The sequence below is a fragment of the Methylobacterium aquaticum genome (assembly GCF_001043915.1).
Taxonomy (GTDB): Bacteria; Pseudomonadota; Alphaproteobacteria; order Rhizobiales; family Beijerinckiaceae; genus Methylobacterium; species Methylobacterium aquaticum.
Map to the genome: position 1 here is coordinate 1 of NZ_LABX01000156.1, position 13,380 is coordinate 13,380.

Annotated in this window: 10 protein-coding genes and 1 pseudogene; 5 read left to right on the plus strand and 6 right to left on the minus strand. The window is 71.9% G+C overall.

Annotation, left to right across the window (positions count from 1 at the left end):
• A partial coding sequence (locus tag VP06_RS19830) for a carboxyl transferase domain-containing protein (protein ID WP_280950229.1) occupies positions 1–231 on the minus strand: 231 nt, incomplete at its 3' end.
• Between the two features lie 68 nt (positions 232–299).
• On the minus strand, positions 300–641 hold the full coding sequence (locus VP06_RS19835) for a hypothetical protein (protein ID WP_053081937.1): 342 nt from the start codon (positions 639–641) through the stop codon (positions 300–302).
• A gap of 469 nt (positions 642–1,110) precedes the next feature.
• Between VP06_RS19835 and VP06_RS19840 the strand changes: the two genes are divergently transcribed.
• Positions 1,111–2,016 carry a LysR family transcriptional regulator gene (locus VP06_RS19840; protein WP_048465519.1) on the plus strand — a complete coding sequence of 302 codons (906 nt, stop codon included), beginning with the start codon at positions 1,111–1,113 and terminating at the stop codon, positions 2,014–2,016.
• 52 nt (positions 2,017–2,068) lie between these two features.
• Here VP06_RS19840 and VP06_RS19845 read toward each other — a convergent pair whose 3' ends face one another.
• A complete protein-coding gene (locus tag VP06_RS19845; RefSeq protein WP_048465520.1) occupies positions 2,069–4,495 on the minus strand; it encodes a YbcC family protein in 2,427 nt (808 codons plus the stop codon).
• Positions 4,496–4,514: 19 nt separating this feature from the next.
• Positions 4,515–6,074, minus strand: a complete 1,560-nt coding sequence (locus VP06_RS19850) for a proton-conducting transporter transmembrane domain-containing protein (protein WP_048465521.1) — start codon at positions 6,072–6,074, stop codon at positions 4,515–4,517.
• A gap of 241 nt (positions 6,075–6,315) precedes the next feature.
• Here VP06_RS19850 and VP06_RS36515 point away from each other — a divergent pair, with 241 nt between their 5' ends.
• A complete protein-coding gene (locus VP06_RS36515) occupies positions 6,316–6,588 on the plus strand; it encodes a hypothetical protein (RefSeq protein ID WP_156295688.1) in 273 nt (90 codons plus the stop codon).
• Positions 6,589–6,647: 59 nt separating this feature from the next.
• Here VP06_RS36515 and VP06_RS19855 read toward each other — a convergent pair whose 3' ends face one another.
• Complete coding sequence (locus VP06_RS19855; protein ID WP_053081938.1) at positions 6,648–7,919, minus strand: ABC transporter substrate binding protein; 1,272 nt, start codon at positions 7,917–7,919, stop codon at positions 6,648–6,650.
• A complete protein-coding gene (locus tag VP06_RS19860; protein ID WP_048465522.1) occupies positions 7,916–10,282 on the minus strand; it encodes an MFS transporter in 2,367 nt (788 codons plus the stop codon). The genes VP06_RS19855 and VP06_RS19860 overlap by 4 nt, the downstream gene beginning before the upstream one ends.
• A gap of 292 nt (positions 10,283–10,574) precedes the next feature.
• Between VP06_RS19860 and VP06_RS19865 the strand changes: the two genes are divergently transcribed.
• The 3 genes and pseudogenes from VP06_RS19865 to VP06_RS19875 form a co-directional block, all read left to right on the plus strand.
• On the plus strand, positions 10,575–11,573 hold the full coding sequence (locus VP06_RS19865; RefSeq protein WP_053081939.1) for a Bug family tripartite tricarboxylate transporter substrate binding protein: 999 nt from the start codon (positions 10,575–10,577) through the stop codon (positions 11,571–11,573).
• Positions 11,574–11,830: 257 nt separating this feature from the next.
• Positions 11,831–12,997: a D-alanine--D-alanine ligase family protein gene (locus VP06_RS19870; protein ID WP_048465527.1), complete on the plus strand. Its 1,167-nt coding sequence runs from the start codon at positions 11,831–11,833 to the stop codon at positions 12,995–12,997.
• Between the two features lie 75 nt (positions 12,998–13,072).
• Positions 13,073–13,380, plus strand: a pseudogene (locus tag VP06_RS19875) (hypothetical protein); the annotation flags it as partial.

Consider the following 13,380-nt stretch of genomic DNA (forward strand, 5'->3'; position numbering starts at 1 on the left):
GCCGGTGATGACGCCGTCGCCTGGAATCTTCTGCTTTTCCATCCCGAAATCGTTCGAGCGGTGCTGCACGAACATGTCGAATTCCTCGAACGACCCGGAATCGAGGAGAAGCTCGATGCGCTCGCGCGCCGTGAGCTTGCCCTTGGCGTGCTGGGCGGCGACGCGCGTCTCGCCGCCGCCGCGCCGCGCATGGCCCCGCCGATGATCCAGCAGGGCGAGAATGTCCTTCATGGCGAAAACCTTGGTCAGGGATGTCGAGGGGCCGGCGACCTGCCGCAACGGGGCCGAACCGGCGGATCTCACCGCGCAGGACGGGACGGCTCGGCGGTGGCGGGCGGATGCACGAGATGCGGCCGATGGAGCAGGAGGGCGCAGACCAGAGCCTGCCGGTCGGCGCGTCCGCCGGCAGGACGGAGACGACCTGTGGAGGCCCGCATCGCGGCATCAATCTCGGCAAAATCGATCCGGTAGAGCGCGTGGAGCTGGCCCGTCCGCAGGCTCGGATCGGCGAGGTAGGTATCGACCGCCCGATCGACATCGGCGTCCACCAGGTCGCCGCGCAGAAGGAGGTCCAGGACCCTCGGCGCCGCGGCCTCCCCGGCGGATGGGAGCGCCTGGCCGGGAGGGAGCGTCTTGAGCATGGCTGTCCGATCCCCGTCTAATCGAAGATTTGTCCGGCCGTCGTCAGGGGATGGCATGCCCGTCTTGCCTGACTCGGTGAGATGAGAGACCCGCGATCTCACGCGCCGCCGCGACCGCGATCATCGCAGCCTCCGCCGGGGTCGGGCCTGGCGACAGAGGCTGTCGCCGACGACCTTCGAAGGCGGAGCGCCGATCGCCGGGACGATTGCGGCATGCTCGAAAGATCTCGTGTGACGTGGGGGATGGTCATGACCGAGAGCCTGTTTGACTGACTGAACGGTCTTGAACCCCCTCCAGCATTCCGGGCCCGCGCAGCGGAGCCCGGAATGACACGCCGAGTGTCAAATCCTCCCGGTCGACTCGAACAAGGTCTGATGTCCCGGCCGCATGCAGTCACGGTAAGGGCGCTCCAGCCCGGAGACAAATTCAAAGATTGCCACACATCGTTCGCTTGCGTAGATATGCGGCATGACGAACCTGAACTACCATCATCTGCGCCTGTTCCACCGCATCGCGCACGAGGGTAGCCTCACCCGGGCCGCGGAAACTCTCAACCTGTCGCAATCCGCTCTCTCGGTGCAGTTGCAGAAGCTGGAGCAGCAGCTCGGGCACGACCTGTTCGAGCGCCGCGGCAAGAAGCTCGCCCTCACCGAGGCGGGACGGATCGCGCTCGACTACGCCGACACCGTCTTCGAGACGGGCGACGAACTGCTCAAGGTGCTCCAGGGCCGCCCCCGGGCGGCCCAGCACGTGCTGCGCGTCGGAGCCCTGACCACCCTCTCGCGCAACTTCCAGCTCGAGTTCCTGCGCCCCGTGATCGGACGGACGGATATCGAGTTGGTGGTGCGCTCCGGCACGATGCGCGAGCTGCTGGCGCAGCTCGAGATGCACAGCCTCGACGTGGTGCTCGCCACCACGGCGGTGCGCCGGGATGCCGGCACGGACTTCCACAGCCACCTCATCGCCGAGCAGCCCGTGAGCCTGGTGGGCCGGTCCGGATCGGCTGCGGCGCCGCTGCGCTTCCCGGACGCGCTCCGGACCGTGCCGGTGACGCTGCCGAGCCTCGACAGCGAGATCCGCGTGGCCCTCGACCGCGTGCTGTCGCTGGCGGGCATTCACCCGATCATCCAGGCCGAGGTCGACGACATGGCCATGCTCCGCCTGCTGGCGCGGGAGGGCGAGGGCGTCGCGGTGGTGCCCCCGATCGTGGTTCAGGACGAGTTGCACGCGGGCGTGCTGATCGAGCATTGCCGCATCCCGGACGTCACGGAGCGCTTCTACGCCATCGTCCAGACCCGACGTTTCCCGAACCCGGTCCTCCAGGACCTGATCGCCGCGAGCGTGCCGCCCCCCACGGATGTGCCCGCCGAGTGACGGCAGCCCCGTCCGGCCCCGCGGCGGGTTCGCCCCGGGGCGCTGACGTTCCTCAGACGACCGCTTTCAGCGGCACGTCCGGGGCGACGCCGCCCGGCTGCCGGGTGCTGGTCCACCTCAGGTCTCCAGCGTAGCGCCACGCGATCCGGCCGTCCTGGTCGAGGGCGAACAGGTGCAGCCAGCGATTGTCGAACAGCGCCCGCACCTCCGCGTGGCGCCTCAGCACCTCGGTGATCGCCTCCCGCGGCGCTTCGAGACAGACCGACAGCCGCAGGGGCTCATGCGCGTAGGCGGCGCCGTCGTGAACCGATTGTTGGGGCAGGCCGGCCCGCAGGAGGCCGCCATTGCCCTCCAGCACCCCGATGCCGCCCGTGACGTTGTGCAGGAGCTTGTTGCCGCTGCCGAACAGGTCGGGCGCGACGACGGAGCCGTAATATTGCAGGCTGATCCAGCTCGCCACGACCACCGGAGCGGTGAGGATCAGCTCCAGCACGGCAAAGCCGTTGTCCTGCCGCCAGTCATACTCGTGCAAGAAGGCCCGCCCGTCGAGCGCCCGGCCCGCCGTGCGGTGGCGCGGCGCGGCGATGAAGGCGTGGCAGCCTGCCAGCCCCCATTCGGGGCGGGTCTCGGCCCAGTCGCGGCTGCGGCGGGCAACGCGGCCACCCTCCCCCGCCCCCGGCAGGCGCAGCGCGCGCTCCGCGCGGGCGATGGTGCCGGCGGCGGCGAGCCAGCCCCGGATCCGCGCCAGATCCGGCGGGCGCCGCGTCACCGGCAGGTCGTCGGCGTAGAGCGTGACCGCGTCCGTGGTGGTGTCGTGGAGGGCGGCGAGGAACACCGTGTCGGACGGCACCACGACGCCCTGCTCGGCGAGGCCCGTCCGCACCGCCGGGTCGTTGAGGAGTTGCGCCAGCAGCCGCGCATTCACCTCGCCCGTGTATCCGCCGCAGGCGCCGCAATGCAGCGCGCTGGCATGGGGATTGTTGACGACGGTCGCGCCGTGCCCGGCGAGCAGCACGACGGGGGCGAACTCCGCCGTCAGCGACATCGCCCGCAGGATGCCCGCGGCGCTCGCGACCCGCGAGGCGGGGTCGAGCGACGGATCAAGGCGCGGGGGGGGATCCTCGGGCGCTGCCGCCTGGCCCCGGCCGAGCGAGGCGGCCAGGAGCTTGCCGAGGTAGAGCGGCCCCGCCGCCTCGACGAAGGCGAAGGAGGACACCGCCGCCTGCCTGAAGCGGCCCCAGGCCCGGCCCGCGCGGGCCACGATCCGGGCGGACCGGTCCGCGATCTCGCCCTCGGGGCAGGCCGTGCACGTGCGCAGCGCCGGCTTGAGAAGGACCGGCAGCCGGTTCTCCACCACGTCGGACGCGAAGCGCCGGTGCGCGAGGCCCAAGCCGAAGAAGCCCGCAAAACCGAGGGTACGGATGCCGGGATCGAGGGATTCGAGGGCGCGGCGGAACACCTCGGACCGCACGTCGATGCAGAACGCCGCCTGAAGGACCGGACGGCCGGTCCCGCCCTGCGGCGCGGCCGTGGCGAGCGTCGCGGCGAGCGCGCGCTGGCCCGCCCGCTCGCAGGCGTCCTGAAGGACGGCGTCGACGACGAGGTCGGGCGTTGGCACGGCCGGGGATGCGTGAGCGGCCGCGATCGCGGCCCAGCGTTCGACGATCTGGTCTCCATAGCGGGCGAGCAGGGCCTCGTCCCAGATCGTCCGGATGGCGAGCAGGTCCCTCAGGGTTCCGTCGGATGTCCCCGCAAGCTCCGCCTGCCAGAGCCTGTAGCGGGCATACTGGGCCCAGCCGCCGAGCGACAGCAGGACCTGGTGGAAGTAGCTCTCCAGGGCGTCCGGCGCGAGCCCGAGCCGCGCGACGGCGCGGGCGAGCGCGGGCACCGTCCCGTCCGGCACCCCCGCGACGTGCTGCGCGAAGCCGCTCAATCCGGCGATCTCCGGGGTGAGGTCGTGGAGCGCCCAGGTCCGCCAGAGCGCGAGCGCGCTCCCGCCGGGCGGCGGCGTCCACAACGCCTGCCCCTCGTCGAAGTGGCCGGCCGCCCAGGCGGTGATCCGGTCGGCGATCAGGCCCGGCCAGTCGATCCCGGATGCCTCGGCGCAGAGCGACGCCAGGGTGGGCAGAGCCGGGACCGGCCGCGCCTCGGCCTGCATGGCGGCCTTGAGGGCGTCGAGGTCAGCCGGGCGCAGCGCCGCGGGCGCCTGCGCCAGGGCGTCCCGGAGGTCCTCGTCCGTGACGAGTCCCGCCGCGACCCTGTCGCGGTACCAGCGGCGCGGCATCGTCACCGCCGCGCCGCCCGCCCGCGCGAGGCGCGCCCCGGCGGCCCAGAGCGGCTCGCCGGCATGTCCGAGGAAGGGATTGACGGCGACGCTGGAGGCCAGGGGCCACAGGGGCGGGATCCGCCGGCCCGCGGCATCGGCCGCGGCCATGACGGTCTCGTGCGCGGTCGGAAGGGAGTGGACGATCTCGATCATCGTGGCGTCTCCGGTCAGGTCAGGCGGCGTGACGGGCGGACCAGCCGCCGATCAGCCGGTCGAGGACGGCATTGGCGTAGAGGCCGTTGGCGAGGTGCACCCGCAGACCGGCGGCGGCGGGGTGATGGGCCCAGAGCGGGAACATCGCCTGGAGGATGGCAACGAGGCCGAAGCTGAGGAGCGCCAGGACGATCAGTGCCCATTCGAGCGGGCCCGGCGCGGGCGTCGGCGGCAGGATGCCCGCCGTGAGGCGGATCGCGAGGAGCTGCAAGGCGAAGTAGCCGACCGAGGCGGCGACCGCGTAGGCCCCGGTGCGCCGGGTCAGCGCCCAGGGCGCGGCGTCGGCGAAGCCCTGCGCGAGCATGTAGGCGACGCCGAGGATCAGGATGGCGCCGAGCGCGAGCGCCTGGGGCGACTTGTGGGCCAGCCCGAACCCGATGCCGACCAGGACGAAGATCGCGAAGGCCGCCAGCACCGCGCGCGCGACGGCGCCCGGGCCCGGGATGGCGACCGGCCCCGGCCGGCGGATCGCCGCGACCGCCGCGACGGCGCCGCCCGAGGCCAGGAAGGCATGGGCCTTGTAGAGGGAATGCGCCACGATGTGCAGCAGCGCCAGGGGGAACAGCGCGAGCCCGCATTCGAGGGTCATGAAGCCCATCTGAGCGACGGTCGACCACGCCAGCGAGGTCTTCACGGACGGCTGGGTCAGCATCACCAGGCTGCCGAGCAGCGCCGTGACGCCGCCGACCATCGCCAAGACGGCGAGCACGCCGGGGGCGAGGAGGAGCACGTCCGCGAAGCGGATCAGCAGGAAGCCGCCTGCATTGACGATGCCGGCGTGGAGCAGCGCCGAGACGGGGGTCGGCGTCTCCATCACCTCGGTGATCCAGCCATGGGCGGGGAACTGCGCCGACTTGAGCAGGGCGGCGAGCGCGAGCAGGCCGGCAGCCGCGACGGCGAGCCCGCCACCCTCCCCCGCGCGGGCCGCGAGCAGGATCTGGCTGATGTCGCCCGTGCCGTAGGCCAGGGCCAGCAGGACCGAGGCGGCGATCAGCGCCGCATCGCCCAGACGCGCCGTGATGAACTTCTTGCGCGCAGCCCGCCGCGCGCCCGGCCGCTCGGGATAGAAGAGCAGCAGGCGGTGCAGGAACAGGCTGGTGGCGATCCAGGCCGCGACGAGCTGGGCGAGGGTGCCGGCACTGACGAGCAGCAGCACGGCGGCGAGCGTCAGGCAGAGCCATCCGGTGAAGGCGCCCTGACGCTCCTCGCCGTCGAGGTAGCGCGCGGCATAGCGCACCACGACCCAGCCGACGAACGAGACCAGCAGGAGCATGGTGACGCTCACCGCGTCCAGCCGGACGGCGAGCCCGACGCCATGCAGGCCGAGAAGCGGGCCGGTACCGGGCCCCATCACCACGAGCACGACGAGGGCGATGGCGGCGATGGCGAGCGCCGCGAGCGTCGCCGCCTCCGCGAGCGGGAGGACGAGTCCGGGACGGCGCCCCGGACGCGAGAAGCAGAATGCGGCGCAGGCGAGCAACGCCGCTGGCGCGAGCAGCGGCAGGTCGACGATGGGCACGAGGATCTCCTCGGAATCGGCTGTGACTGCGAGATCCCGTACCCGCCCGCACGACTTCGGTAAAATTGATTGTTTTTTACTTTTTGTTCTAAAAAATAGATATTCGCCGGTCGATGATGCTGCGGTGTCGGCACGCACCCATGCCGGGCGCGCATACAAAATCTACCCCGGCAAAGCCGGGTCCTTCTGATGGGAGCCGCTCACGGCGGCAGGCAGGGAGCGCCCACGCGGTCCCGGGTTCATGAGCCATCTGATCGTGGTGGTCAGCGCCAAGGGCTCACGGCGCCAAGCGCGGCTCTTCCTGCTTCCGCTGCCCGATATCGGCCCGGATTGGTGCGTCGTCTCGGCACCTATGGAGACATGGAAGCCCCTGGCCGAGATGGACCGACCCACTCCATTCGTCTGCGCTCGCCATCCATCCTGGCGACGTGGGCGGCAGTTTGCCTTCGAGGCAGCCGACGATCTCAACCGATTTTGCCGACGCGGTCACCGGTTCTGCGGCAAAAATCTGTAACAAAACAAGATTTTGAGCGGACGAAGCGGTGGCCCGCCACCGCAAGTCTGCTGAGGCCATCATCGCGCGACCGTCATGCGCCCGACGGAGACTCCGTTGGTCCGGACCGCGCGGTTCTCGTAGTCGTAGAGCGTGCCCGCGGCCTCGAACAACGCCAGGGGCAACGCCGTTCCGGTCGCCCGCAGCCGCCGGAAGCTCACGGCGATGTCCGGGGGCGAGATGACGCCGACCGCCAGACGGCCGACCTCGACACGGCCCGACAGAACGTCGAGTGCGTAGAGGGCCGCCAGATGGGCGTTCGACTCGAACCGGATGCCGATCGACAGGGCGGCGCTGTCCTCGCCGGCCTTGACCAGGTCGGGAACGGCGCTCAGCACCGGGACCCGTCCGGCATGGGCGTTGATCGCCGGCATCTGGCGGAAGATCGAGGTGCTTCCCGTGACCCAGAACACGCTCGCGGCGAGCGGCGGATCGGTGCGCGCCATCGCGGCCACCGTCTCCCTCATCCGGCGTTCGAGCTCGGCCGCGGGATCGGTCTCCCTCAGCGACAGGGTCGTCACCCGCAGGCCATGAGCCTGCGCATAGGCCAGGAGCGGCTTCACCTGGGTTTCGAGAGCGCTCACGTTCTGCGGGTCCTCGATCACCGCGATATGCGTCAGCGTCGGCTTCAGGGTCTTGAGATAGGCCATCTGCACGTCGATCGGGACGTTGAGAGAGGTGAAGGCGAAGTTCGTCCCCGAACCACGATCGTAGCCCGCGGCTTGCCCGAGCAGGACCGGATCCTTCGAGCAGACGGTCACCACCGGGATTGCGCCGCCGCGATAATGCTCCCAGAGCCAGGCGGTGCTCTCGGACCCCATGGCCAGGATCAGCGAGACCCCCTCGTCGGCAGCGTGCCGCAGCAGTGCCCGCCCCCTGGCATCGTCGTTGCCGAAATTCACCGCCGTCACCGCGAGGTCCTGACCCTTGCGGGAGAAGACGGCGAGCATCGTCGTCATCGCCACGTCGTAGGCGTCGGACGGCCGCGGATAGACCACCAGCACCCGGCGCAACGGCCCCGCCGGTGCCCGACGCGGGCGCAGCGTCACCTCGTCGGGCCGATCGGGATTCCGCTCCACGGACCAGTCGGCGAGAGCCTCGTCGCCGAGGCGGAACCACTCCGCCACAGGGGCCGCCGGGCTGGCGCCGGCCTGCTGAGCCCCGGCCAAAACCGTCATGAGGACCGTCAAGAGGAGGACCGGCACGATGAGGGCCGCGAGGAGACGGGCGACGCGGATCGGCGCGGGGGCGCGTCGGAGGGCGTCGAAGCGCATCGTGGCCGGGCTCGTCATGGGATGGCCTCCGCAGCGCCGCCATCGTCGGCGCGGCGCGACAGGACGAGGAACAGGAGACCGGCCGCCAGGATGACGGCGCCGATCCAGGCCATGGCCACGAAGGTCTGCCCGGCCAGGAGGAAGACCTGTGCGACGATCATCGGTCCGAGCACGTGCCCGCCCCGTTCGAGCAGGCGGTAGGCGGCGGCGGCGTTGGCGGCACCGACGCGGGCGGCGATCCGCGCCTCGACCACATGGGTGAGGATCGGCGCGTTGACGAGCCCATGCGCCAGCCCGATCACCGTCACCCCGGCGACGGCCAGGGCGGTCGGGCCGCCGCCGGCCAGGGAGATCAGGATCAGTCCCAATCCGGTCAGACCGGCTCCCTGGACCAGGAGGCCGGTCGTGTCGTTGGTGCGGTCCGCCCGGGCCGAAGCGAGGCGCGAGGCGAGGATGACCGCGCCGGCATACAGCATCGTCATCTGCCCGATATCCTCCTTCGGGAGGCCGTGCCGGGCCAGCAGGAGCGGCAGGCCGAACAGCACGATGCCGGTGAGCACCGCCTTGGCGGGGGCGCCGATCAGCAGGATCGTCGCCAGGAAGGTGCGGTCGCGCAGGAGCGTCGCGACGACCCGGCCGAGCGGGGCCGCGGCGTCCGGCGCCGGACGGCCCGACGCGCCGAGGGCCGGCAGGGCCAGGCGGACGTAGAGCGCCGCCGCCGCCGCCACCAGGGTGGCCAGGGTGAACACGCCCTGCGGTTGCAGCGACGAGACCAGCAGCGAGCCGATCGCCATCCCGGCGATCATCCCGGCCTGGAAGCCGAACACGATCACGCCGCCCGCCCGGGTCTTGCGCGCCGGCGAGGCGGTGGCGAGGAGATAGCCCTGGACGCCGATGAACAGGATGCCCTGGCCGATGCCCGACAGGCCGCGCGCCGTCAGCGCCGCCCAGAACTGGCCCCCCGCGAGGGAGGCGGCGCCGGCCATCACGCCCAGCCCGATTGCCGAGAGGACGAGGCCGGCCAGGATGAGGGACCTCGCGGAGACCCGGCCCTCGAGCCGGCCGGCCGGCAGCAAAGCGAGGGCGAAGGCCAGGTAATAGGCGACGAAGGGCGCGGAGGCCGCGCCTGCCGGCAAGCCTGCGGCGGCGGCGGCCGCCTGGATCGTCTGCGGCAGGAAGGCGTAGCAGAGATGCTCGGACAGGATCGCCAGGAAGAAGACCGGCGTGACGAGGGCGCCCACCGCCTCGCCGCGGGCGGGCGCCGTCCCGTCCCCATCCTCGCCCTGCGCGGCGCGGGCCGCGCCCATCAGGATGCCGGCAATCAGTCCGCAGGCGACGAGCAGAGCGGCGAAGTTCTTCGCGCTGCGCGCGACCTGGACGTAGACCGTGCTGCGCGGCAGCGCCACCCGGACCTGGACCACCGGATGCGCCCCCGGCGCCGACACCGTGACCGCGTAGTTGAAGTCGCCGGGATCGGCCACCCAAGGCGCCCCGATCTCCGCGCCCCCGCTCCGCGCCCGGATGCGGCCGTCCACCACCAGGGCGGCGGCCCGGATGTCGGGATGGACCTGGCGATACTCGGAAAACAGCGCGTCGATCCCCGTGATGTCGTCGAAGCGCAGCCCGTAGGCCACGACATCGTCGAGCCGGATCGCCAGGCTGCGCGACAGCGCGGTCGCCCGCGCCTGGGCGCCGTCGGAATAGATCCCGACCAGGGCACCGACGATCACGATGGTCGTGCCCAGGAAGGCCGCCACGAAGGCGAACCCGATCCGGCGCCAGCGCCGGGCGCCGTCGAGCGCCGCCGGAACGGCGAGGACGAATGCCGCGAAGGCCGCCGTCACGGCCAGGACCACGGCGAGAAGCGACGCGAAGATCCGCTCGACCTGCGCGGCGACGGCGCGGCGCGGCGTCGTCAGGACGATGTCGCCGACGCGCTCGAACCGGTCGGCCACCGGAAGCGCGACGCGGATCGCGTCGCCCGTCAGGCAGGTCATGGCGGCGGAGGCCGCCGCCCGCACGGGGGTGGCCCGGGCGGCGTCGCAGTCCGGCGCCTCCCAGCCGGGGAAGACCGGCCGGCCGGCCGTATCGTGCAGGCCCACCGCGCCGATCAGCGGATCCGCCTCCCGCGCCGCCTCGGCCTGGGCGGGAAAGCCCACGAATTGGTGGATCGGCAGGCCGGGGCGGACGAAGCGCTCGATCTCGCCCTGGAGCAGGCGGCCCTGGGCGAGGAGCTTCTCGGTCTGGATCTGCTCGGCGACGCGGGTGGCGTCGCTGAAGGCGACATAGAGCAGGAGGAGCAGCGACGAGGCCGCGAGGAGCACGAGGATGGCCGCGTCCTTCAGCCTCCGGGCGCGGATGCCGCCGCTGCCTGTCGTCACGATCGCGCTCTCCCCGGCACCTGGCCGCCCTGCGTCCGAACCCGTCCGACAGTCGAAGTCAAAGGTTAAGCATTCGACCAACGCGCCCCGGCGATCGCCGCATACTATTACTCACTATATCTATATAAGTCTGATTCGGGCTGGTCCCGAACGGCTCAGGAGTGTCCGATTCCTTAACTCACGCTGCGTAGGGTCGGTCCGTCCCTCGAACGCGACGGAATCGGCGATGATGCGCTGGCGGCAGGCACATCCACGGCACGACGGCCCTCGGCCCCCGCGAGGGCCGGACGCGGTGTCGCGGCGACTGTCGAGAGTCCGGGCCGCCCTCGCGGCGCTCGTCGGCCTGGTGCCGCCGGTCCTCGCCGCGACGGCGGCACGGGCGGCCGGGAGCTATCCGGTGAAGCCGATCGTGATCGTGGTCCCGGCACCGCGGGGCGGCGGCACCGACGTGTTCGCGCGCGCGCTCGCCACCCTGGCCGAGGATGATCTGAAGCAGACGCTGATCGTCGACAACCGCCCCCGGAACGGCGGCACCGACGGCATCGCCCGCACCGTCGCGGCGCCGCCGGACGGTTATACGGTCGCGTTCACCTGGAACAGCCCTCTCACCGCCGCCCCCCTGGCCAGCACAGTGCCCTACGGGCCCGAGAGCTACCAGCCGGTGATGTCGGTCGGCTACTCGTCCTATGTCCTGTGCGTGCGGCCCGATTTCCCGGCGGATTCCGCCCGTGGGCTGCTCGATGCCCTGAAGGCCCGGCCCGGCGCCTACAGCCTGGGCAATGACGGGATGGGGGGCATCCTGCATCTGGGAACCGAGCGGATCTTCCGCGCCGTCGGCGCGCAGGTCCGGCCGGTGCCGTTCGTCGGCGCGGTCGACACGGCCCGCTCCTTCCTGGCCGGCCAGGTGGACGTCTATGGCGGCTCGCTCTCGGCCATCCTGCCGCATCTGCGGGAGAAGCGGGCGCGATGCCTGATGCTGACCTCGGCCAGCGACAACGCCGTGATGCCGGAGGCGCAGGGCCTGGCCCATCTCGGGCTCGGCGAGGCCGAGACGGTCTTGTGGTGGAGCCTGATCGCGCCCGCCGGCACGCCACCTGAGGTGATCGGCCGGCTCGAGGAGGCTTTCCTGAGGGCCGCCGCGACCCCCCGGTTCAAGGATCTGATGACGGCTCAGGGCGCCGTGCACCGCCTGCGCGGCAGCCGCGAGACCAGCGCGGCGATCCGCCGGGAGATCGACTCGCTCGGAGGCATCGTGCAGGCGATCGGCCTGCAACGGACCGCGTCGCGCTGAGCCGGCACCGCCCGGCGGCGCGGCGCCGCTGCGGTCGCCGAACGATCCTGCCCGTCGGGCCCGTCATCGAAGCGTAAACCCTGACCGAAGATCCGCCTCGCTTTCCGCTGGCGGATTTCCAGAAGTTTCAGAGGAAACATCCATGCACATGTCGCGGGGCACTGCGTAACCGGCATCTGCCGTAGTCTTGAGTAGGAGTCACGACCGTGAAGAATGTTGCCGCCTTGGCCTTTCCTCGTTTGCGTGCCGGTGAGCCGGTGACCGCGCGCCGGTCGGCGGCCGAGCTGGCAAGGGCCGTGGAGGTGCTGTTCCGGCGCCTGCGCCTCGCGGTGATTTATGCCGGCGACAAGAGCCGGGACGGCGCGGTGCTGCACCCCTCCGCCAACCACCGCTCCTGGAAGAGCTACGAGCCGGTCGCGCGCGACATCGCCGCGTCGCTGACGCGGCTCGGCATCCGGGAGGAGGTCGCGGTGCTGCCCGACGATCTCGGCCTCGCCGGCGCGCTGGCCTCGAGCCGCACCCACATGGCCTGGCTCAACACCGCCGGCGTCCAGGGGCGGGCGGCGATGGCGCATGCCCCCGGATTGCTCGAATTGTGCGGGCTTCCCTATGTCGGCCACGATCCCCTGGTCGCGGCGCTCCTCGACGACAAGCACCGCTTCAAGCGCCAGCTCGCCGCCGCCGGCATCCCCACGGCGCCCTCCCTCCTGGTCCGTCCGGATCCGGACGGCCTGCGCCCGATGGCGGACCGCGCCTTCGCACGCCGTTTCGCCCGGACCTTCGGCCGGCATCGCGGCCCGTTCGTGGTCAAGCCGGTCTCGGGGCGCGCCTCCCTCCACGTGACCTATGTCGCGAGCGTGCTGGAGCTGCGCGACGCCGTCGCCGGCGTGCACGCGGCGACGCATGGGGCGGCCCTGATCGAGCCCTATCTCGGCGGTCCGGAATACTGCGTGGCGGTGGCCGGCCGGGTGGTGGCGTCGGGCGGGCGGCTGTCGCGCCGGGACGACCCGTTCGTGTTCTCGGCACTGGAGCGGGTGCTGGAGCCCGGCGAGACCATCTTCACCTCGATGGACCTGCGCCCGATCACCGGGGAGCGCGCCCGCCTGCTGTGCCCGGATCGGGATCGCGAGGTCCTGCGCACCCTCGACGGGATCGCCCGTGCGGTGGCGGACGAGTTCGCCCTCGAAGCCCTGGTGCGCCTGGACCTGCGCAGCGACACCGAGGGCCGCCTCTTCGTCCTGGAGGCGAATCCGAAGCCGGACCTGAAGGCGCCCTCGCCCGGCCTGACCAGCCTGGTCTCCCTGGGCCTCGCCCAGCACGGCATGACCTACGACGACCTGATCCTGTCGCTGCTCGCCGGCCGGGTCGACCAGCTCCTGGACGATCGCCACCCGGTGATCGGACGCCTCGCCGGCCTCGCCTGACGGGCAGGCCCCCTCGCCACTCCCTCCGGCGCCGGTGGACCGGGCGCCGCCCTCAGGCCGGACACGGGACCCGCCATGTCGATCACCCTCTTCCGCCCCCAGGCTTTGCGCGCCCACAACCGCATCGATGCGCTTCAGGGGGCGATGCACGTCACCACCAGCATGACCCGGCACGCCCTGATGGCGGTGGTCGGCCTCACGGTCGTGGCGGTGGGCTGGGGCGGCTTCGTCCATGTCCCGGGGCGGGGGGGCGGGGACGGCGTCTTCCTCGATTCCTCCGGCGGGCTGTTGCAGCCGGGGCGCTCGCCGATGGGCGGCATCGTCGAGGCGGGGGTGGGTCCTGGGGGGGGTTTCGTCCACCGCGGCCCGGGGGGGGGGGGGCG